This window comes from Pseudomonas sp. RSB 5.4, from assembly GCF_037126175.1.
Lineage (GTDB): Bacteria > Pseudomonadota > Gammaproteobacteria > Pseudomonadales > Pseudomonadaceae > Aquipseudomonas > Aquipseudomonas fluorescens_H.
In genome coordinates this window covers 3796112-3818524 of the sequence record NZ_CP146986.1, presented here as the reverse complement: position 1 = coordinate 3818524, position 22413 = coordinate 3796112, and the positions used below count along the sequence as shown (strand labels likewise).

Sequence of the window (22413 nt, the reverse complement as noted above, 5' to 3'; positions counted from 1 at the left end):
GTGAACATGAGTGATAACGCTGCTTCTCCGGCCGTCCCGACACCTGCCGGCAAACCTTCCCGGCGCTGGCCGGCGCTGCTGATTGGCCTGGTCCTGGTGGCCGGGGTAGCGGGTGGTCTCGGCTGGCTGCTGCACAAGCCCAAGTTGCCGGCGGCTCTACTTGCCAGCGACAAGCTCGGCCTGAGCCGCCCGGACGCACTGCTGGAAACCCGCTCCCTGAGCCAGTTGCCCAAGGACCTGCTGACGGTGCCGTTCCTCAAGGCCACGCTCACCGAAGATTTCGTCTTCTATTACGAAACCCACGCTGACCGCCTCGGCCTGATCGGCAGCCTGCGACGGATCATCTACGAGCACGACCTGAAGCTGCAGGACAGCCTGATCGAGCAGCTTTTCGATCAGCCAGCCGATGTCGCGTTGTGGCGCGGCGCCGATGGCCGACTCAAGGATTTCCTGCTGGTGATGGATCGCGGCGGTCTGGCGAAACTGCTGGAGCCGCTGGCGAAAGTCGCGCTGGATGACTCGCAACTGAGCAAGTTCGGCACGCTGAAAGTCGGCAGCGACGAGGTGACGCTCTATCAGCTCAGCTACAACGCCAGCAAATCGCTGCTGTTCGCTTCGCGCGGCGACAAGCTGGTAGTGCTGTCCAATCCGGCCAAATACTACGACGCCGACAACGGCGCCTCGGAGGAGTCGGGCCACGTGTCTTCACAAGCGCTGGCAGCGTTGCTCAATGGCGACAAACTGTTCCCCGAAGCCTTCGGTTTGGCAACGAAAACGCCGGAAATCAAACAACGCCTGTCGGTGAGCTCCAGCGTGCTTGCCATGGGGTATCAGCGCTTCATCCCGAACTTCGCCGGACTGCGTTTCGACATGGACGATAAGGGCTGGCACAGCTTTCTGGCCATGGACGAACTGGACAATCAGCCGGACTTCGATTTCAAACCGGTCTGGCAAGCCATGCCGCTGGGCGCCAGTGCCTGCGTGACCTTGCCGGTGGCGGCCGAACCGCAGAAACCATTACTGGTGAAACTCGGCGCCGACGAGGCCGTGGCCGGACGCATGATCACCCACGTCGCCGGTGCCGCCGGGCTGTGCTGGTATGCCGACTCACGCCTGTACACGCCGTTGCTGGTGGCGAGCCTGAAGAACGAGGACACCGGCCGGATCGACGGTGAACTGGGTGCATTGTTCAGTTCGATGATCGGCGCGTATGAAAACAACGTTGAATACCGCGCTTTCCCGGTGGTCGAGAAACAGGAAGGCCAGAGCCACGTGTGGCAGCGTCAGGTCAGCTCGAACTTTGGCCAGTACCCGGCCAAGGATGCCGAGAACCCGGACGCAATCACCGGCAAGGCGTTCATGAAAGTCAGCATGGCGCGTCACAACTCGACCCTGCTGTTTTCCCTCGACGACAAACTGGTGGAAAAGGCGATTGGCACCCTCGACAAACGCTTCCCGCCGATGGCCGACGTGCTGCCGAAAGACGTGCTGATGCCGATCTACTTCGGTCCGGATGCGATGGCGCAACTGATGCAGCAGGAAACCCTCGACAGCCTGCCGCAGGACATGGAGCCGGTGTTCTACAACGCCGCGCAAACCTACCTGATCCCGAAACTGCGCACCCTCGGCGGTTATGGCAAATACGCGCTGACCCTGCCCGAAGGCAGCGAGCCTGACGGCCACTGGCAATGGCTGCCGCTGGAATGGAAAGCGCTGTGACGACACTGATCCGCAGCCTCGGCCTGCTCGCGCTGTTACTCAGCGCCGGCGCCCGAGCCGTCGAAGCGCCGGCGCTGGATCCGGCACAGTCCCAGGTGTTCCGCGCCTGGTTCGTGCGCATCGCTCAGGAGCAACTGAGCCAGGGGCCGAGCCCGCGCTGGTATCAGCAGGACTGCGCGGGGCTGGTGCGTTTCGCTGCCAACGAAGCGTTGAAAGTCCACGACGACAAATGGCTGCGCAGCAATGGCCTGTCCAATCGCTACCTCCCGCCGGAGCTGACGCTCAGCGATGAGCAGCGCAAGCTCGCCCAGCAATGGCAGCAGGGCGGCGGCAAGGTCGGGCCGTACGTCAACGCGATCAAACTGATTCAGTTCAACAGCCATCTGGTCAGCCGCGACGTGTCCCAGGCACGCCCCGGCGACCTGATGTTTTTCGATCAGGGCGACGATCAGCACCTGATGATCTGGATGGGCCGCTACATCGCCTATCACACCGGCACGACCACCCCCACTGACAACGGCATGCGTTCGGCAAGCCTGCAGCAACTCATGACATGGAAGGACACCCGATGGATACCCGACGCAGCCAACCCCAACTTCATCGGCGTCTATCGACTGAACTTTCTCTCCCAATGACCGGTGCCCGCATGCTGCGACTCTGCGCTCGAATTCCCCTGCTGCTGGCGCTGTTGCTGCCACTGGCGACCGTCAACGCTGAAGATTCAGTGGAGCCGAGCGGCTACACGCCGGTCTCTGGTGAAAGCTTTTTCCTGCTGGCCGACAGCAGTTTCGCGGCGGACGAGCAGGCGATGGTGCGTCTCGAAGCGCCGGGTCGCGACTACCGCCGCTTCCGCATGGAACCGTACGGCGGCGCCGACATCCGCGTCTATCGCATCGACAAACCGCTGGATTTCCTCAAGCGTCAGAAGAACCTGCACCGCGTGGTCAGCGACGGCCAGTTCAAGGGCGAAGGCCTGTCCAACACCCTCGCGTACCTGTGGGACAACTGGTACCGCAAATCGCGGCGGGTGATGCAGCGTGCGTTCTCCTACGAATCGCGCAAGCAGGTCACCGAGGAAGTGCCGGAACTGAAGATGGGCAACGCCATCGCCGCGCCGACCCCGTACGACGCACAGCCGCAATTCGCGTTGATTCCGGGTCTGCCGGTGGTCAGCCAGTTCCGTTATCCACTGTGGCAGGCCAAACCGATCCAGCCGCCGGCCGGGGTCAACCTGGCCGGGTCTTCCAGCGAGTTCGTCAGCGTTGCGCCGGGTAACGTGTACATCCCGTTGGGCAAGCTGAAACCGGGCCTGTATCTGGTCGAAGCGCTGATCGGCAAGTACCGCGCGACCACCATGGTTTTCGTCTCCAACACCGTCGCGGTGAGCAAGATTGCCGGCGATGAATTGCTGGTCTGGGCCGCACGCAAACACGAAGGCAGTTCGGTGCCGAAGGTCAATGTGCTGTGGACCGACGGCCTCGGCGTGATGAGCAGCGGCGCCACCGATGCCGATGGTTTGCTGCGTCTGAAACACGTCAGCCCCGAGCGCTCGTTCGTGATCGGCGAGGACGAAGAGGGCGGGGTGTTCGTCTCCGAGAACTTCTATTACGACAGCGAAATCTACGACACCAAACTCTACGCGTTCACTGATCGACCGCTGTATCGCCCGGGGGATTGGGTGTCGCTGAAAATCGTCGGTCGCGAGTTCAAGAATGCGCGGGATTCGGTATTGCCGGGTGCGGCGGACGTCACGGTCAGCGTACTGGATGCCACCGGCACCGAGTTGCAACACCTTGACCTGAAACTCGATTCCAAGGCCGGTACCCAGGGCCGCTTCCAGTTGCCGGATAACGCCGTGGCCGGTGGCTATGAGATCCGTTTCAGCTACAAGGATCAGGCCTACAGCAGCGCCTTCCGTGTGGCTGAATACATCAAGCCGCACTTCGAGATTTCGCTGAATCTGGCCAAGCAGGATTACCGCACCGGCGAGCCGGTGAAGGGCAGTCTGGTGCTGCTGTATCCGGACGGCAAACCGGTGGCCAACGCCAAACTGACTCTGAGTCTGCGCGCGCAGCAACTGTCGATGGTCGACAACGAGCTGCAATATCTTGGGCAATTCCCGGTGGAACTGACCAGCACCGAACTGACCACCGACAGCAAAGGCAACGCGACCCTCGACCTGCCGGCCGCCGACAAACCGAGCCGTTACATGCTCACCGTGTTTGCCAGCGATGGCGCGGCGTATCGGGTCAAGACCACCAAGGAAATTCTCATCGACCGTGGCGCCGCAAGCTTCCGTCTGAGCGCGCCGCAACGTTTCAGCGCGGTCAACGACAAAGTCGCGTTCAGCTACGTCAACGAAGGTGGCAGCGAGCAAAGCAAAGCCGTCACCCCGAGCAGCTACAGCTGGGTGCGCCTGGAAGACCAGAGCACCGCTGAAGGCAAGCTTGCGGCGACGGACAAGGGTTTCAGCATTGCCTTCGAACGTCCGGGTACTTACAACCTGACGCTGAAGGATCAGCACGGTCGCGTCCTCGGCGCCACCGGCCATTCAGTCACTGGTGACGGCGTCAAAGCGGTGCCGGGCACTGTGGAAATCGTCCTCGACAAGCCCGAGTACAAGGCTGGCGATGAAGCGCTGGCGCTGATCACGTTCCCGGAGCCGGTCAGCGATGCCCTGCTGTCGCTGGAGCGTGACAAGGTCGAAGCCACCGCGCTGCTGGCCAAGGGCGGCGACTGGCTGAAACTGGAAAAACTCAGCGACACCCAATACCGCGCACGCATCCCGGTGAAGGACAATTTCGCGCCGAACCTGACCTTCTCGGTGCTGTACACCAAGGGCGGGCAGTACAGCTTCCAGAACGCCGGGATCAAGGTGATCGCGCCGCAAATCGACGTGGCGATCAGCACCGATAAAACCGTGTACCTGCCGGGCGACACGGTCACGGTTGACCTGACCACGCAGTTCGCCGGCAAAGCGGTCCCGGCGCATCTGACCGTCAGCGTCGTCGATGAAATGGTCTACGCGCTGCAACCGGAAGTCGCACCGACCATCGACCAGTTCTTCTACCACCCACGCCGCAACAACGTGCGCACCAGCGCCAGCCTGTCGTTCATCAGTTACGACGTGGCGTTGCCGGGCAGCCCCGGCGCGCCGGGCAAGGCCAACCGCAGCGAGCGTGGGGTGAAAGTGCTGGAGCGTCCGCGTCGCGAAGACGTCGACACCGCCGCGTGGCAGCCAGAGTTGTTGACCGGTGCCGACGGCAAAACCCGGTTCACCTTCAAGATGCCGGACTCGCTGACCCGCTGGCGCATCACCGCCCGCGCCATTGCCGATGACGGTCAGGTCGGGCAGAAGAAGCAGTTCGTCCGTTCGGAAAAACCGCTGTACCTGAAGTGGAGCGGGCCGAGCAAATTCCGCAAGGGCGATCAGCCGCAACTCGGAGTGTTTGCCTTCAGCCAGGCGGAAAAACCGGTCAAGGCTGAGCTGGTCACCCATTACGCTGGCGCCGAACAACGCCTGCCGGTGACCCTGAATAACGGCATCAACTACGTGCCGCTTCCAGCGTTTGCGCTGGCGACCGGTGAGTGGACTGCCGAGCTGGTGCAGGATGGCAAAACCGCGGACTCGCTGGCCGTGCGCCTGAGCGCGACCGGTGACGGCTGGCAAGTCACGCAAACCCAGAGCCTCGACGTGGCCAGCGGCGACACTCCGTTGAGCCTGCCGGCGGACGCCACTGACATTCGTCTGCGTCTGGATGACAGTCCGCAAGCGCTGTTCCGTTCCGCGCTCGACGATCTGCTGAGCTACCCGTATGGCGGCGTCGAGCAGACGGCCAGCCGTTTGCTGCCGCTGAGCATCGCTTATCCGTCGCTGGCGTCGAGCCCGCAGATCCGCGATCGCCTGCGCCTGATCATGCAGAACAGCCGTCTGCGTCTGGTGCAAATGGCCGGGCCGTCGGCGAGCTTCACCTGGTGGGGCTTCGACGGCGAGCCGGACGCGTTCCTCACCGCTTACGCCTACTACGCCGACTGGAACGCCAGCCAAGTGCTGGAGCTGACCTTGCCACCGGAGCACTGGCAGCGAGTGCTGGAGGTCTACGCCAAGCAAGCGCCGAACACGCCGCTGCTGCAGCGGGCACTGATTCTGTCGTTCGCCAAGCAGATGCACCTGCCGGTGAACACTTTGCTCAGCGGTTTGATGGACGATCTGGCCAAGGCCGGTGAGGGCAATGCCGAAACCCTGATGGACGACGGCGAAGACAGCCTGGTGATGAGTGACCCGGATTCGGCGCTCGGTCTGGCGGCGGCGCGGGTGTTGACCGCGGCGCTGGCGACTCAGTCGAAAGTCGCGTTGCCGGACGCATTCAATCGTCAGGTTGGCGCGGCGCAACAGCGTCTGGCGGTCAGTTCGCAGCCGTTTGCCGAAGCGCTGAACCTGTCGCTGCAAGCGTTCGATCAGGCCCGTGCGACGGCGTTGCTGCAACGTCTGCTGCCACAGCAATCGACCCTCGAACGCGCCCTGGCGCTGAGCTGGTTGCAACGCAGCATCGCCCAGGCCTCGCCGACCATCGCGCTGATGCCGGGTGAAGGCTGGAAGAAAAACTACGGCGCGACCGGCGAGATGTTCTGGACGTGGCAGGGGGCGACGCCGGTGCCGAGCGTGTTGTCGGTGTCCGGCACTCAGGAGCGTCCGCTGCGGGCGGCGCTGAGCTTCCAGACCCGGCAACCGGCGGTCGATCCAATGGCCGTGACCATCACCCGGCGCCTGTCGCGACTGGTGCCGGGCGACGAAGCCTTCACCTTCAAACTGGAGCCGGTGGGCACCAAGCCGCTGTCCAGCGACAGTCTGTACCTGGACGAAGTGATCCTCACCAGCAAGGCGCCGAAACCGCTGCGCTACGGCATGCTTGAAGTGCCGCTGCCACCGGGCGCCGATGTCGAGCGCACCACCTGGGGTATCAAGTTGCAGGGCAAGGACGGCACCGAACCGACCGCGCTGGAGAAGGCGCGCTTCGAGCCGGGGCAACTGGCTTACGCGGTGCCGGTGGATGCGCTGAGTGGCGAATTGCGTCTGCGCCATCTGGTGCGTTTCTCGCAGAAGGGTCAGTTCAACCTGCCGCCGGTGCGCTTCACTCAGGTCTACGCCCCGCAGCATCAGGCCCAGGAAGCGCAAGCTGCCCTCGGTCAGGTCACGGTCAACTGACATGAACCGGCCGCTGCTGTGGCTGCTGATGTGTGTGATGCCTGCGCTGGCGACGGCGCAGGATGAGCCGTTGCGGCTGGCGTACAAGGGCGAGTTGCTGTCGTTGAATCAGACGCAACTGATCGCCCGCGAGCCCTTGCCGTCGACGCTGGATACGCCGCTGGGCAGTCTGTGGAAATTGTTCGTCTATGCGTGGCTGGTGGATACCGGCGCGCGCGAGCCAGCGTATGAATGTCGCGGGCAGTCGAAGGAGGAGGTTTATTGCTGCTCGGCGGGCGGCAAGATCGAGCGCGATCAGGCGTTGGTGAAATCCTGCGGCTTGTACTTTGAGCCGGCGCGATTGGGCATTGCTGCTGCCGATTGGCGCACGTATTGGCAAGCGCGGCAGGCACCGTCGTGGTTGCTGTATTTGCCAACCGTGCAACCGGCTACCCGGGTTTCCGTGGCTGACTTGCTGAAGGTGTTGTCGGTGCTGCCGGCGCAGGAGCAGACGCGCCGGGTGTTGCTCGACGTTGTGCTGAATGCGGCGGACGGCAATGTCGTCGGTGAGCTGGGCGGACGCCTGCGGGTGAAAACCTGGAGCTGGCTCGGCGATCAGGATCCGCAATCGCGGCAGGGTGGTTTCGCCGGTTGGACGGCAGACGGTTCGCCGATCTGGGCCGGTGGGCGTGGCACCAGTCAGATGGTTTTGCGCCATTACGGGCAGGCGTTGGCGACGGTGTTGCCAGCGTCATGGCCGGCCGAGGCGGGGCGTTGTGTTGAGGTCGGACTGTTCTCGCGGTATCCGGTTTCGCGAGTCCTGTCGGGTGAGCGCGTTGCTGGCTCCGGGCCTTTGCAGGGCGACTACCGCGTCGAATTCGCCAATGGCAATGCGCTGGATATCCACAGCGCCGGCGAACTGTTTCTGCTCAACGACAAACTCGTCGCACGGCTCGATCGCGAAGAATACGTCGCCCGCGTCCTTGAGCGTGAAGCCAAACCCGAACCCGCCGAAGCCGCCAAGGCGCTGGCCGTGGCGATCCGCACCTACTTGCTGCAAAACGCCACGCGCAATGGCGATTGTCTGAGTATCGACGACAGCAGTAACCGTCAGCGCGTCGCCCCACGCCCGGCTTCCGCCGAGTCGCGCAACATCGCGGCGTGGACAGCGGATCTGGTGCTGGCCGGCAGCACCGTCACCTATCACTCCGACCAGCCCGGCCCGGACAAACTCGCATGGCAACAGGCCGTCGAGCAGGCCAATGCCGGTCAGCGCTACGACGCGATTCTGCTGCACGCCTATCCGCGCGCCAGCCTCAGCCGCTGGGACAACCCGGTCGCCTCCTGCGAAGCACTGCCCGCCGCGCAAGACTGGCTGCAAAAGCAGCGTCGTGGCTGGCGTCCTAAGCTTGAAAGCGAAACCGGCTACAACGAAGTCAGCACCTTCGCCGTGTGCAAACTCGCTTTCGGTCGCCCCTTTGTCGATCGCGAACGCCAACGTATTTACGTGCGTGGCGTGCTGACGCTGCAGGACCGCCTCGACCTGACTCACGAATACCTGCACCTGGCCTTTGAAGCACATCCCAATGGCCAGGATGAAACCTACATTGAAGGGCTCGCCCGTCACCTCTTGCTGGAATAGACCATGACACTCCGTTATCCACAGGTCTTGCTGTTGCTCTGCGCGTTCCATGCATTGCCGATGGCAATGGCCGCCGACAGCGTCAAACTCGACACCCCGGTCGGCGGCTGGCGCTCCGGCGCGCCCGAGGGCGAAGGCGAAAACTTCCGCCAGACCGTCAACTACCCGGCCTCCTCGGTCAATACACCGGTTGGCCAGGCCAACACCGCACGCATCAGCGGTGAAATCAAAGCCACCCCCAAGAGCAAGGAGCCGGGCCGACTGATCGTCAACGGCGTCAGCATGCCGCTGAAAATCGACGACAGCGGCCACTTCGACCGTCCGTTCTCCTTCCCCAACGGCAGCAACAGCGTCGAAGTACGCAGCCCTGACGGTCAGCAACGCCATCGCACCCAATTCATCAACGCCAGCGGCGGCGCCACCCCGGCCAAACTGCGCGTGCTGCTGTCGTGGGACAGCGACGGCACCGACCTCGACCTGCACCTGATCACCCCCGATGGCGCGCACATCTGGTATGGCGACCGCGTCGCGCCCAACGGCGGTACGCTCGACGTCGACGTCACCACAGGTTATGGCCCGGAAATCTTCGCCATGCCGGCGCCGATCAAGGGCCAGTATCTGGTGTACGTGAATTATTTCGGCGGTGGGTATCGCGGGGATGACGAGGGTGGGGAAGAGGCGGTGCAGCCGCTGACCACGGCGCAGGTGACGGTGATTACCGAGGAAGGCACGCCGAGTGAGAAGATGGAGACGTTTGTGGTGCCGATGCGGGCGGTGGGGGAGTTGACGCTGGTGAAGTCGTTCAGTTATCCGTGAGGCTCCGGTTATTTGGGGAACACACCGCAGAACGCATTGCCCTGATATTCGTGAACTACCGGCGCCAGGACCATCAATGGACCGCAAGCGTAGAACTGGGACGCCACTTTTTGCTCTGAGTTGAGCAAGACCACTTCTTTGCCGAATTCGTCGCTGCCGAAGGACTGCTCGAAGTACGAGGTACACACTGGCAACTTCAACGGCACAGGAATCACCAGAGCCCAAACCGTGATACCGCACCATTCTCGAGTAGGTGTCGATCTTTCGGTCCTGGTGATATTCGGATTAATCGAGCGTGCGCTGAGGGCTTTGTGCTCATCTGTTCTAAGCGTGGTTTTCTCCGGCAGGGCCACGATGGCACCGACGCAGCCGGATAGGCAAACGCCTAAAGCGGCAGTCAAAACGACTGATTTCAGAGCAGAGCGGTAACTGTCGAGCTGCACGTTTTACTTTCCTTGTAAGCGTGTGTGGACTGCCGGAGCACTTTCTTTCAGGCATTAAAAAGCCGGCTTGTGGCCGGCTTCTCGGGGACTGGCTTGGTTTATTTTTGGTAAACCGCGCCAGCCTTCAAAACGTACACCCGGATCTGCGACCGGCTGTGGGACTTGGTCAGACGTTGGTCTGCCGCGTCAGGCGTCATCTGAGCCGCGGGAGCGGGACGATGCGCAAATGTGGGGCGCAGGATACTGAGTTTTGTTGGGGATTCCCAGTCTCAACTGCGGAATAGAGCCACTGCGGCGGTCGATATTTGTAATTTGTACTGATTTTCGGGGCCTCTCCGCGAGCGGGCTCGCTCCCACAGGGTTTGGTGCAGGGTTGAAGATCCGTATCCGATCAGAGAAACGGCACCACCGGCCGGCGTTTGCCCAGGGTCGACCACCAGAATACCCAGCCCAGAATATGGATCCGCTGCTCATCGATCTGCGCTGCGCGGAAGATTTCGTCCGGGTATTCGGCGCTGTTGTGGCTGCGCAGGCGCAGGGCGTTGCCGGGCATGCGGTGCAGGTATTTGATGCGCAGCATGCCGTCGTGTTCGATGGCGTAGATTTCGCCGTCGACCACCTGGGTCAGGCCGCGGTCGATGCCGATGATCGAGCCGTCTTCGATGCGCTCGGCCATGCTGTTGCCGATCATGTGTGCGCAGATGGCGTCGCCGGGGCGGATTTCCAGTTGGGCGAGGTGGGCGCGGGGCAGGCGGACGGTATGTTCGGGGTCGAGGATGACGTGGGTTTTGTCGGCGCCGGCGCTGAGCGGTGTTTCCTTGAAAAACGGCAGTTCGATGTCGTTGGGGTCGATGATCGAATAGACGCCGTTGACGGACTGCGCGTCAAAGATGTCGCCGTTGCTGGCAGGGGTGTGCAGGCGGGGTGACTCCTTGGTGCCTTCGCCGGTTTTCAGCCAGTCGCTGTTGACCGAGAGCAGGCGTGAGACTTCCTCCATGCGGTACGCCGGGACGCCCCGGGTGTACCAGTTATGAATATTTTGGGCTTCCGTGCCCCAGAACTTTGCGAATCCCGTGGTGGTGATGTTCGCTGCTTCCAGGAGTGCCTTGAATCTTGGACCGCTAGTGTTCTTTCTCATAAACACCGAGTCTACGGCCGTGCCAGAGCGGTTTGAATAAACCGGGTGTTCAAAAAAAGGCTGTATTTTGCGACTGGATGTAAGACGTGCTTGTGGGAAATCACTCACTTCGAAACTTTTCTGTAGTCCGCGATAAACACACTGTTTAAGACACCATTTCTCAGGCACAAAAAACCCCGGATCAACCGGGGTTTTCTTCAAGCGTCATGCAGCCAGCGGGCGCTTAGCCCTTGTAGGCAGCAACCGACTTGGTGATCGCGTCGCGAGCGGCGTCAGCGCCAGCCCAGCCTTCGATCTTGACCCACTTGCCTTTTTCGAGATCCTTGTAGTTCGCGAAGAAGTGCTCGATCTGCTGGATCAGCAGCGGTGGCAGGTCGGTGTATTCCTTCACGTCGACGTACAGCTGGGACAGCTTGTCGTGTGGGACTGCGATGACTTTGGCATCGCCGCCGCCGTCGTCGGTCATGTTCAGGATGCCGACTGGACGCGCGCGGATCACCGAGCCTGGAGCAACCGGGTAAGGGGTCACAACCAGCACGTCGAGGGGATCACCGTCGTCAGCCAGGGTGTTCGGGATGTAACCGTAGTTGGCCGGGTAGAACATTGGGGTGGCCATGAAACGGTCAACGAACAGGCAATCGCTGTCTTTGTCGATTTCGTATTTGATCGGCGCGTGGTTGGCCGGGATCTCGATCGCGACGTAGATGTCGTTCGGCAGGTCTTTGCCAGCCGGAATCTTGCTGTAGCTCATTGGGCGTTGCCCCCGTAGTTGACCAAAAACACTTGGCCGGATTGACCAAAAAGTGGCGGCGATTATAGGCATATTCCTAAGCCGACGCCACGTACCAGAAGTCGTGCAGCGCTTACTCGTGCGCCTGATAGACCGGGTCTGTGGCCTGAAGTTGCCGCAGCCTGCCCAACGGATCCTGCCGGTAGAAAAGCTGCAGCTGCAAGTAGACCTGTGGATAAGCCGCGTGCAGCAGATCCGGGGCGCTGAAGAAATATTCGCTGGTGACCGCGAAGAATTCCGCCGGGTTCTCGGCGGCGTAGGGGTCGATGGCGGTTTCGGCATCGGGGTTGCGGTCGAGCTGGCGGTTGAGGTCATCGTAAGCGTGTTGCATGACCTCGGCCCAGTCGCTGACGCGCATGTCGGCGTGCAGCGGTGGCAGGCCGTTGGCGTCGCCATTGAGCATGTCGAGTTTGTGCGCCAGTTCGTGGATCACCAGGTTGTAGCCTTCCCAGCCCCCACTGGCCATCACGCCCGGCCAGGCGAGGATGATCGGCCCCTGTTGCCAGGCTTCGCCGCTGTGCTCGCCGTCCCACTCGTGCTCGACCCCGCTGGCATCGCGATGCCGTTGCGGGCTGAGGAAGTCATCGGGGTAGAGGACGATTTCGTGGAAACCCTGATACCAGTTCAAATCGCCCAGATTGAGCAACGGCAACTGGGCCTGGGCGGCGAGCAGCAGGCATTGTTCCTGATGCAGTTCGACACCGGGCAGGGCGGTCAGGTGTTTTTCTTCGAGGAACAGGACGCTGGCTTCACGCAGCCACTGGTCTTCGGTGGCGCTGATGCCGTCGAGAAAGCTCAGGTGATGACGCACCCGTTGCCACATCTCGTCGGCAATCGGGTGCCTGGCCAGAATGCGCCGGCGACGCCAGGCGCTCAGTGACCACATCGGATCAGTGAGTTTCGGCTTTGGCACCGCCGAAACGGCTGCGCACCACACCGATGATCATCGGAATCAGCGACAGCAGGATGATGCCGACCACCAGTAACGACAGGTTTTTCTTGATGAACGGCACGTTGCCGAAGAAGTAACCCAGGGTTACCAGGCCGCCGACCCAGAGGATGGTGCCGAACACGCTGAAAGCGAAGAAGCGCGGGTACGGCATTTTCCCGACGCCGGCGACGAACGGGGCAAACGTGCGGATGATCGGCAGGAAACGCGCCAGAGTCACGGTTTTACCACCGTGCTTGTCGTAGAAATCGTGGGTTTTCTGCAGGTAGTCGCGGCGGAAGATTTTCGAATTCGGGTTGCTGAAGAGTTTTTCACCCGCGGTTCGTCCAATCACATAGTTGGTGCTGTCGCCAAGGATCGCCGCGAGCATCAGCAGACCGCCCAACAGCACCGGATCCATGCCACCGCCCGCCGCTACGGCACCGGCGATGAACAACAGCGAATCGCCCGGCAGGAACGGCATCACCACCAGACCGGTTTCACAGAAGATGACAGCGAACAGAATCGCGTAGATCCACGGCCCGTAGTTGGTTACCAGCAAATCGAGATACACGTCGAGATGCAGGATAAGGTCGAGCGGGTTGAAATCCATGGGGGCACCTGTGGTGATGGCCTGACTCGGCAAGCCTGTGCGGATGATTCGGGTGTAAGCCTACAGCGGGGTGTAGTTTTTCTTACAAGCCGGAAAGCTCGGGATTATACGGGCTGAGAGGTGAAAAGCGCGTTGGTTTTGTAGCGAGGGATGTCGGGGTGTGAACAAATGTCAGGCAGGCATTGATGGTGGCGGCAAGGTGGGTGTGGCGAGGGAGCTTGCTCCCGCTGGAGGGCGGAGCACTCCCAAGCCTTGATTTGCCTGACCTGTTGAGATGACTGAGGTGGGGCCGCTTCGCAGCCCGGCGGGAGCAAGCTCCCTCGCCACAACAGGCCCTTGATGAGTGCTAGAGCTCGTCGCTGATCGGCAGAACGTAGTTCTTGAACTCGGTGTCTTCCTTGAAGCCGATCGACTCGTAGGTCTTCTGCGCCACTTCGTTATTGCTGCTGGTGGAAACGCGCATGCGCACGGCCTGGGTTTCCTTGGCCATTTTCTTCGCGGTGCGGATCAGGTTGTCGGCTACCAGTTGGCGGCGGGCGTCTTCGGCGACATAGATGTCGTTGAGGATCCACACGCGCTTGAGCGACAGCGAGGAAAAGCTTGGATACAGCTGACAGAAACCCATCAGTTTCTTGTCGTCATCATCGGCCAGGGCCAGATAAATCACCGACTCCTTGCGGCGCAGGCGTTTTTCGAGAAACGCGCGGGAGGAATCCGGGTAAGGCAGGGAACCGTAGAACTCGCGATATTTGACGAACAACGGGGTCAGCAAATCCAGGTGTTCGAGGGTCGCTTGAATAATCCGCATGATAGGTCTCGTCTTCAAGTGGCTGTCTTCAACTGCTCTGACGGCGATGGGAAACCCTGCGGCCGTGCGTCGATCCTGCCTGAAAGCAGCGCAGAAACGCAATGCGGAAACGGTTCAGGTTGTGGGCGGATCGAGTAGGAAGTTTCCCTTCATGTCCGCACCGGCGTCCGACTCCAGCGTCTGAACCTGTGCTTCGTCCTTCAGATTGACCCCCGACAGCTGCCGCCGACAGGCTTCGCGCATCAGATACAGCAAGCGATGTGCCGCCATCCCGTAACTCAAACCCTCGAGCCGCACGTTGGAGATGCAATTGCGGTAGGCATCGGTCAGCCCGATCTTTGGATTGTAGGTGAAATATAACCCCAGGCTGTCGGGCGAGCTGAGGCCCGGGCGCTCTCCGATCAGCATTACGAGCATTTTCGCGCCGAGCAACTGGCCGATTTCGTCACCGACGGCAACGCGGCCCTGTTCCACCAGCACCACCGGGGCAACGGACCAGCCGTCGCCGGCCATTTGTTCCTCCAGACGGCCGAGAAACGGCAGGGTGTGCCGATGCACTGCCAGTGCCGACAATCCATCCGCCACGACAATCGCCAGATCGACGCCGCCAGGGTGCGCCGCAGCGTAATCACGCAGGGTCTGTGCCGACGCGTCGCTGAGCTTGCGCCCCAGATCCGGCCGTTGCAGATAGCTGTTGCGATCCGTTGCCGCGCTGTGCAGCAACAGGCTCTCGCGCCCGCGTTCGCGCAGTTGCGCGCTGAGCCCGACATGATCGAACGGCAGATGCACCGCATCCCGTGCCTGAGCGTGGGCAAACTGGAAATCCAGCTGGGCGCTGGTCGGCAGGCTGGTGCCGGTGCGGCCGAGGGCGATGCGCGCCGGGGTCAGGCGGCGCAGTTCCAGCCATGGGTTTTGCGGGTCGACAGGCGGTTTTTCCATAACACTCATCCCAGTTGCGCCAGCGCCTGGCGGAAGGCCGGCGGCAGGTTGTTGCCAAAGCGAACCTTGCCGTCCGCCTGGGTGAAGATGCCCATGTTCGCCAGCCATTGCTCGAACTCCGGCGCCGGTTTCAGGCCCAGGGTCTGGCGCGCGTAGAGCGCGTCGTGGAACGAGGTGGTCTGGTAGTTGAGCATGATGTCGTCGGAGCCGGGAATGCCCATGATGAAGTTGATCCCGGCCACACCGAGCAGGGTCAGCAGGGTGTCCATGTCGTCCTGATCGGCTTCGGCATGGTTGGTGTAGCAGATGTCGCAGCCCATCGGCACGCCGAGCAACTTGCCGCAGAAATGGTCTTCGAGGCCGGCGCGGATGATCTGTTTGCCGTTATAGAGGTACTCCGGGCCGATAAATCCGACCACGGTATTCACCAGAAACGGCTTGAAGTGCCGCGCCACGGCGTAGGCCCGGGTTTCGCAGGTCTGCTGGTCAACACCGTGGTGGGCGTTGGCCGACAGCGCGCTGCCCTGACCGGTCTCGAAATACATCAGGTTCTGCCCGAGGGTGCCGCGCTTCAGGCTTAGTCCGGCGTCATAGCCTTCCTGCAAGACATTGAGGTTGATGCCGAAACTGGCGTTGGCCGCTTCGGTGCCGGCAATCGACTGGAACACCAGATCCAGCGGCACCCCCCGGTTGATCGCCTCGATCGAGGTGGTGACGTGGGTCAGCACGCAAGCCTGAGTCGGGATGTCGTAGCGCTGGATGATCGCGTCGAGCATTTCCAGCATCGCGCAGATCGAGGCGATGCTGTCGGTGGCCGGGTTGATCCCGATCATCGCGTCGCCGTTGCCGTACAGCAGGCCGTCGAGAATGCTCGCGGCGATGCCGGATGGCTCATCGGTCGGATGGTTGGGTTGCAGGCGGGTCGACAGGCGTCCGCGCAGGCCGAGGGTGCCGCGAAATTTTGTGACCACGCGGATCTTCTGCGCCACCAGCACCAGATCCTGCACGCGCATGATTTTCGACACGGCGGCGACCATTTCCGGGGTCAGGCCGGGGGCAAGGGCGCGCAGGCTGGTTTCGTCAGCGGCGTCGCTGAGCAGCCAGTCGCGGAAGCCGCCGACGGTGAGGTGGCTGACCACGGCAAAGGCTTGTTTGTCGTGGGTGTCGATGATCAGTCGGGTGACTTCATCGGTTTCGTAGGGAATCAGCGCTTCCTGCAAGAAATGCGTGAGCGGGATGTCGGCCAGCGCCATTTGTGCGGCCACGCGTTCGCCGTCGTTGAGCGCGGCAACGCCAGCCAGAAAGTCCCCGGAGCGCGCCGGGCTGGCCTTGGCCATGACGTCCTTGAGGCTGTCGAAACGGTAGGTCTGGGCGCCGACGGAATGGGCAAATGCGGCCATGGGGCGGTGTCCTCCTGATTCTGTGGGTAACTCGGTCTCCCTGTGGGAGCGGGCTTGCTCGCGAAGGCGTCGTGTCAGACGACATCGTTGTTGGATGACACGACGCCTTCGCGAGCAAGCCCGCTCCCACAGGGGGATTTTCATGCACTTCTATATAGCGGGCACCGGGCGACAGGCCCGGTGCCGGTGCAACTAGATACTTTCGAGCATAGCGTCTGCCGGGGCGTCGGCGCGTTGTTTGGCGGTGAGCTGAAAGTACAGATAACCAGCGGCCATGAACCCCAGGAACACACAACCGATCAGCGTGTTGAACCACGCCATCGCCACCAGGCACACCACCGCCAGAAACAGTGCAATCGCCGGCACCAGCGGGTAGCCTGGGGCGCGGAAGGTGCGTTCCAGGTTCGGTTCGGTTTTGCGCAGTTTGAACAGGCTGAGCATGCTGATGATGTACATCACGATCGCGCCGAACACCGACATGGTGATCATCGCCGCAGTCAGGGTCATGCCTTGCAGATTGACCAGACCGTCGCTGTAGATCGCCGCGATGCCGATCACGCCGCCGGCCAGAATCGCCCGGTGCGGGGTCTGGAAACGCGACAGTTTGGCCAGGCTTTTTGGCAGATAACCGGCGCGGGCGAGGGCGAAGAACTGTCGCGAGTAGCCGAGGATGATCCCGTGGAAACTCGCCACCAGACCGAACAGGCCGATCCACACCAGCATGTGCATCCACGATGAGTTGTTGCCGACCACCGCTTTCATCGCCTGCGGCAGCGGATCGTTGATGTTCGACAGCTGGCGCCAGTCGCCGACGCCGCCGGCCATCACCATCACGCCGATGGCGAGAAACACCAGGGTCAGGATGCCGCTGACGTACGCCTTGGGAATCGTGCGTTTCGGGTCCTTGGCTTCTTCGGCGGCCATGGCGGCGCCTTCGATGGCGAGGAAGAACCAGATCGCGAACGGAATCGCGGCAAAAATTCCGGGGATCGAGCCCAGGGTGAACTCGTTGGCACCCGACCAGCCGTTGAGCACGAAGTTGCTGAAGCTGAAGCCCGGCGCGACTACGCCCATGAACACCAGCAGTTCGGCGACCGCCAGCACGGTGACCACCAGTTCGAAGGTGGCGGCGATGCTGACGCCAAGGATGTTCAGGGTCATGAACACGAAATACGCGCCGACTGCGGCGATTTTCGGGTCGAGTCCCGGATATTGCACATTGAGGTAGGCGCCGATAGCCATGGCGATGGCCGGTGGGGCAAAGACGAATTCGATCAGCGTGGCGATCCCGGCGATCAACCCGCCTTTTTCGCCGAACGCCCGGCGGCTGTAGGCAAACGGCCCGCCCGCGTGGGGAATCGCGGTGGTCAGTTCGGTGAAGCTGAAGATGAAGCAGGTGTACATGGTCGCGACCATCAGCGCCGTGACCAGAAATCCGAGGGTGCCCGCGGTGCCCCAGCCGTAACTCCAGCCGAAGTATTCGCCGGAAATCACCAGGCCGACGGCAATGCCCCACAGGTGCAGGGTGCCGAGTGTGGGTTTGAGCTGTGTGGTGGAAGTCATAAGTCCTCTCTGTTTTTTATTGTTCGATCTGTTGGACTTTCGGGTGCAAGGGTTGGGTGGATGAATGCTGTTCACGCAGCGGCAGTTTTCGCGCAAATCCTGAATGACGGGTACGCAAGGGCCGTGCCAGAGCGGCCAGGCCATGTGTCGTGTCATTGAGGGCGCCTTCGCGAGCAAGCTCGCTCCCACAGGTCTATGTGGTGAACCCAATATTGAGATCGAATACAGATCCCTGTGGGAGCGAGCTTGCTCGCGAAGGCGGTCGAACGGGCGAAACAGAAATATCTGTATCGCCCTCGGGTTTTAGAAGAAACCCAACGGATTGATGTCGTAGCTCACCAGCAGGTTTTTGGTCTGCTGATAATGATCGAGCATCATCTTGTGAGTTTCACGGCCGACGCCGGACTTCTTGTACCCGCCGAACGCGGCGTGCGCCGGGTACAGGTGGTAGCAGTTGGTCCACACACGACCGGCCTTGATCGCGCGGCCCATGCGGTAGGCGCGGTTGATGTCGCGGGTCCACAGGCCGGCACCGAGGCCGAACTCGGTGTCGTTGGCGATCGCCAGGGCTTCGGCTTCGTCCTTGAAGGTGGTGATGCTCACCACCGGGCCGAAGATTTCTTCCTGGAACACGCGCATTTTGTTGGTGCCCTTGAGCAGGGTCGGCTGGATGTAATACCCGGTCGCCAGATTGCCCTCGAGTTTTTCCACCTTGCCGCCGGTCAGCAGCTCGGCGCCTTCGCCCTTGGCGATTTCCAGGTACGAAAGAATCTTGTCGAATTGCTGCTCGGACGCCTGGGCCCCAACCATGGTGTCGGTGTCCAGCGGGTCGCCACGCTTGATCTGCAGGACTTTTTTCATCACCACGGCCATGAACTCGTCGTAGATCGATTCCTGTACCAGCGCGCGGGACGGGCAGGTGCAGACTTCGCCCTGGTTGAAGAACGCCAGCACCAGACCTTCTGCGGCTTTCTCGATGAAAGTCGGCTCGGCCTGCATGATGTCTTCGAAGAAGATGTTCGGCGACTTGCCGCCCAGCTCCACGGTGGACGGAATGATGTTTTCGGCGGCGCATTTCATGATGTGCGAACCGACCGGGGTCGAGCCGGTGAAGGCGATCTTGGCGATGCGTTTACTGGTGGCCAGCGCTTCGCCGGCTTCTTTGCCGAAGCCTTGCACCACGTTGAGCACGCCCGGTGGCAGCAGATCACCGATCAACTCCATCAGCACGCAGATGCCCAGCGGAGTCTGCTCGGCAGGCTTGAGTACCACGCAGTTGCCGGCGGCCAGTGCCGGGGCGAGTTTCCACGCGGCCATCAGCAGCGGGAAGTTCCACGGGATGATCTGGCCGACCACGCCCAGTGGTTCATGGATGTGATAGGCCACGGTGTTGCCGTCGATTTCGGCCGCGCTGCCTTCTTGGGCGCGCAGGCAACCGGCGAAGTAGCGGAAATGGTCGGCCGCCAGCGGGATGTCGGCGTTGAGGGTTTCGCGGATGGCTTTGCCGTTGTCCCAGGTTTCGGTGATCGCCAGCAGTTCGAGGTTCTGTTCGATGCGGTCGGCGATTTTCAGCAGGATCAGCGAGCGCGCCTGCACCGAGGTCGCGCCCCACGCATCGGCAGCGGCGTGGGCGGCGTCCAGTGCCTTGTCGATGTCTTCGGCAGTGGAGCGAGGGAATTCGGCAATCGGTTGGCCATTCACTGGCGAGGTGTTGGTGAAGTACTGACCTTTGACAGGCGCGACGAACTCGCCGCCGATGTAGTTACCGTACTTGCTCTTGAACGAGACTTTGGCGCCTTCAGTACCGGGGTGAGCGTAACGCATGATTTGTTCTCCTTGGCTTTGTACTTATTAGAGAAACGCGCAAGTGCGCTTGCTATAAGCGTAGAGCAAAGGTCGGGCCACTGCCGTGCAGGGCAGGCAAATCAAGACCTTGCGTGGTTTGTGTCGGACGGGCGGACGGCGCCTGTGATGGTTTCGGTACAGACCGGGTGACAGTTTGTACCGCTTTTGGCACGGCCTGTGACCGGGTGGTCTCGCCAGCATTGCAATGCGCCGATGGCTGGAGGATGCTGACTGCCAATCGTCCAGATGCAACTTAGTGGCGAGGGGATTTAGCGAAACGTCGCACCGCCCCGATCGGCTGCGCAGCAGTCGTAAATCCGGTGTACGCGGTGAATCTAAGAAGCCACGTTGGTTTGATTGGGGCTGCTTCGCACCCCATCGGGGATAAATCCCCTCACCACTAGGTATGTGCCAGCCAATAAAGAGGCGGCACTGATCTCGGGGAGAATAATAAGAAATGCACGACAACCATTTGAGTCGCCATGCCCAACAGGTGCTCACCGTCACTCAGGGCAAGCCGCACCTGCACGGGCCCGGTGCCGACCCTTCGATTGCCCGTTCGTGGCTGCGCTGTCTTGAGGACTATCACCTCGATCCGGCCCTGACCATGGCGCCCACCGTGCTTGAGCACGGACGCGTGCTCGAAAGTCGCGAACGCCTGCAACAGGTGCTGCAGATCGCCGGCAATGAAATGAGCAGCCTGCATCAGCAGCTGTCCGGCGCCGGTCATGCGGTGCTGTTGACCGATGCGCGCGGGGTGATCCTCAACTGCGTCACCGCACCTGCCGAGCGCAAGATTTTCGAACGGGCCGGGCTCTGGCTCGGCGCCGACTGGAGCGAGGCCTGCGAAGGCACCAACGGCATTGGCACCTGCCTGGTCGAACGCCAGGCGCTGACCATCCATCAGGACGAACACTTTCGCGGCCGCCACACCGGCCTGACCTGCTCGGCGAGCCCGGTGTTCGACCCGCACGGCGAACTGCTGGCGGTGCTCGACGTGTCCTCGGCGCGCCATGACGTCTCGCGGCAGAGCCAGTTCCACACCATGGCGCTGGTCAATCTGTCGGCGAAGATGATCGAGAGCTGCTATTTCCTGCGTTGCTTCGATAATCAGTGGCTGCTGCGGTTCCATCTTCAGGCCGAATCGGTCGGCCTGTTCAGCGAAGGGCTGCTGGCGTTTGACGGGGAAGGGCGGATCAGCGCGGTCAACCAGAGTGCGTTGAATCTGCTGGGGCATATTCGCGGTGGTTTGCTCGGCAAACCGGTGGAAGCGTTTTTCGATTGTTCGCTGGATGAATTGCTCGGTCGTGCCAGCGCCAATGCCAGCGCCAGTTGGCCGCTGCGCACCCGCGACGGGCGACATCTGTTTGCCTTGTTGCGCGGCGAATCGCGTAAACCGGCGCCGATCACCCCGGCCCCAGTTGTGGCCAAGGCCCAGCCACTGGCGGGCATTTGCCTCGGTGACGCAACGCTGCAAGCGGATTTCCGCAAGGCGTTGCGGGTATTCGAACGCGACGTGCCGCTGCTGATCAATGGCGAAACCGGCTCGGGCAAGGAAGCCTTTGCCAAGGCTGTGCATCACGCCAGCCAGCGCGCCAACAAAGCCTTCGTCGCCCTCAACTGCGCGGCGATCCCCGAAAGCCTGATCGAGAGCGAACTGTTCGGTTATCGCGGCGGAAGTTTCACCGGTGCGCGCAAGGACGGCATGCGCGGCAAGTTGCAGCAGGCCGATGGCGGTACTCTGTTTTTGGATGAAATCGGTGACATGCCGCTGGCGCTGCAAACCCGTTTGTTGCGGGTGCTGGAAGACCGGCAGGTGGTGCCGATCGGCGGCGAGCCGGAAGCGGTCAACGTGCGGATCATCAGCGCCACTCACCGTAATCTGCTGGAGCGCGTGGCGGACGGCAGTTTCCGCGAAGATCTGTATTACCGGCTCAATGGCCTGGAGGTCGCGTTGCCGGCGTTGCGTGAGCGCAGCGACAAGTCGCAGTTGCTGGATTTCCTGCTGGCCGAGGAGGCGGATGGCGAAGTGATTGTGATCGACGAACCGGCGCGTCAGGCGTTACTGACCTTCAACTGGCCGGGCAACGTGCGGCAGTTGCGCAATGTGCTGCGCACATTGGCGGCGTTGTGCGATGAGGGGCGGATCGGGCTGGAGGATTTGCCGGCGATGATTCGGCAGGCGCGGCCGACGCTGGAGCTGAAGTCGGTTGAGTCCGAGCATCCGCTGGAAGACGCTGAACGTGTGGCGCTACTCAACGCGCTGGAACAGACACATTGGCATATGACCCAGACCGCGCAGCAGCTCGGTGTCAGCCGCAACACCCTCTATAGAAAGCTGCGTAAGCACGCGATCTCCCGTTAAACCGCGTCGCGCCATTCGCGAGCAAGCCCGCTCCCACAGGATTGGCGCCATCCTTGTGGGAGCAGTTCGGTGTCAGCCGCAACACCCTCTATAGAAAGCTGCGTAAGCACGCGATCTCCCGTTAAACCGCGTCGCGCCATTCGCGAGCAAGCCCGCTCCCACAGGATTAGCGCCATCCTTGTGGGAGCAGCTCGGGGTCAGCCGCAACACCCTCTATAG

At 61.8% G+C, this 22413-nt stretch carries 16 protein-coding genes; 6 read left to right on the top strand and 10 right to left on the bottom strand.

All coding sequences use genetic code 11. The features are described from left to right. The first annotated feature begins 6 nt into the window (after positions 1 to 6). From V9L13_RS17235 to V9L13_RS17215, 5 genes are read left to right on the top strand one after another with little or no spacing between them, the layout of a single operon-like run. The gene (locus V9L13_RS17235) at positions 7 to 1719 is read left to right on the top strand and encodes a DUF2138 domain-containing protein (protein ID WP_338800100.1); all 1713 of its coding nucleotides are present in this window, start codon (positions 7 to 9) and stop codon (positions 1717 to 1719) included. Beyond that, positions 1704 to 2354 carry a DUF1175 family protein gene (locus V9L13_RS17230; RefSeq protein ID WP_003228618.1) on the top strand — a complete coding sequence of 217 codons (651 nt, stop codon included), beginning with the start codon at positions 1704 to 1706 and terminating at the stop codon, positions 2352 to 2354. Before V9L13_RS17235 ends, V9L13_RS17230 begins: the two co-directional genes overlap by 16 nt. Further along, positions 2351 to 6925 (top strand): alpha-2-macroglobulin, encoded by a 4575-nt coding sequence (locus tag V9L13_RS17225; RefSeq protein ID WP_338800099.1) that lies wholly within the window; start codon positions 2351 to 2353, stop codon positions 6923 to 6925. The genes V9L13_RS17230 and V9L13_RS17225 overlap by 4 nt, the downstream gene beginning before the upstream one ends. A 1-nt stretch (position 6926) precedes the next feature. After that, a complete protein-coding gene (locus tag V9L13_RS17220) occupies positions 6927 to 8546 on the top strand; it encodes a DUF2300 domain-containing protein (protein ID WP_338800098.1) in 1620 nt (539 codons plus the stop codon). Between the two features lie 3 nt (positions 8547 to 8549). Then, positions 8550 to 9362, top strand: a complete 813-nt coding sequence (locus V9L13_RS17215) for a DUF2135 domain-containing protein (RefSeq protein ID WP_338800097.1) — start codon at positions 8550 to 8552, stop codon at positions 9360 to 9362. Between the two features lie 8 nt (positions 9363 to 9370). Here the strand turns inward: V9L13_RS17215 and V9L13_RS17210 are convergent, their stop codons facing one another. The 10 genes from V9L13_RS17210 to V9L13_RS17165 all read right to left on the bottom strand — a co-directional run bounded on the left by V9L13_RS17210 (position 9371) and on the right by V9L13_RS17165 (position 19808). Further along, on the bottom strand, positions 9371 to 9805 hold the full coding sequence (locus V9L13_RS17210; RefSeq protein WP_338800096.1) for a hypothetical protein: 435 nt from the start codon (positions 9803 to 9805) through the stop codon (positions 9371 to 9373). Positions 9806 to 10196: 391 nt separating this feature from the next. Continuing rightward, positions 10197 to 10943 (bottom strand): S24 family peptidase, encoded by a 747-nt coding sequence (locus V9L13_RS17205; protein ID WP_003228601.1) that lies wholly within the window; start codon positions 10941 to 10943, stop codon positions 10197 to 10199. 223 nt (positions 10944 to 11166) lie between these two features. Further along, a complete protein-coding gene (gene ppa, locus V9L13_RS17200; RefSeq protein WP_008052339.1) occupies positions 11167 to 11694 on the bottom strand; it encodes an inorganic diphosphatase in 528 nt (175 codons plus the stop codon). A gap of 112 nt (positions 11695 to 11806) precedes the next feature. Next, positions 11807 to 12619 (bottom strand): zinc-dependent peptidase, encoded by an 813-nt coding sequence (locus V9L13_RS17195; RefSeq protein WP_338800095.1) that lies wholly within the window; start codon positions 12617 to 12619, stop codon positions 11807 to 11809. Positions 12620 to 12623: 4 nt separating this feature from the next. Continuing rightward, complete coding sequence (locus V9L13_RS17190) at positions 12624 to 13274, bottom strand: DedA family protein (protein ID WP_007968152.1); 651 nt, start codon at positions 13272 to 13274, stop codon at positions 12624 to 12626. 346 nt (positions 13275 to 13620) lie between these two features. Continuing rightward, positions 13621 to 14082, bottom strand: coding sequence for a GNAT family N-acetyltransferase (locus V9L13_RS17185; RefSeq protein ID WP_003228592.1), 462 nt, complete (start codon positions 14080 to 14082; stop codon positions 13621 to 13623). Between the two features lie 114 nt (positions 14083 to 14196). Then, positions 14197 to 15021, bottom strand: coding sequence for an ethanolamine ammonia-lyase subunit EutC (gene eutC / locus V9L13_RS17180; protein WP_338800094.1), 825 nt, complete (start codon positions 15019 to 15021; stop codon positions 14197 to 14199). A 5-nt stretch (positions 15022 to 15026) separates the two neighbouring features. Next, complete coding sequence (locus V9L13_RS17175; protein ID WP_041064955.1) at positions 15027 to 16421, bottom strand: ethanolamine ammonia-lyase subunit EutB; 1395 nt, start codon at positions 16419 to 16421, stop codon at positions 15027 to 15029. Between the two features lie 192 nt (positions 16422 to 16613). Beyond that, the gene (gene eat / locus V9L13_RS17170; protein WP_338800093.1) at positions 16614 to 17984 is read right to left on the bottom strand and encodes an ethanolamine permease; all 1371 of its coding nucleotides are present in this window, start codon (positions 17982 to 17984) and stop codon (positions 16614 to 16616) included. Positions 17985 to 18287: 303 nt separating this feature from the next. Then, positions 18288 to 19808, bottom strand: coding sequence for an aldehyde dehydrogenase family protein (locus V9L13_RS17165; protein WP_003228584.1), 1521 nt, complete (start codon positions 19806 to 19808; stop codon positions 18288 to 18290). A 478-nt stretch (positions 19809 to 20286) separates the two neighbouring features. On the opposite strand from V9L13_RS17165, the gene V9L13_RS17160 reads away from it, so the two are divergent. Then, complete coding sequence (locus V9L13_RS17160) at positions 20287 to 22194, top strand: sigma-54-dependent Fis family transcriptional regulator (protein ID WP_338800092.1); 1908 nt, start codon at positions 20287 to 20289, stop codon at positions 22192 to 22194. Positions 22195 to 22413: the final 219 nt, after the last annotated feature.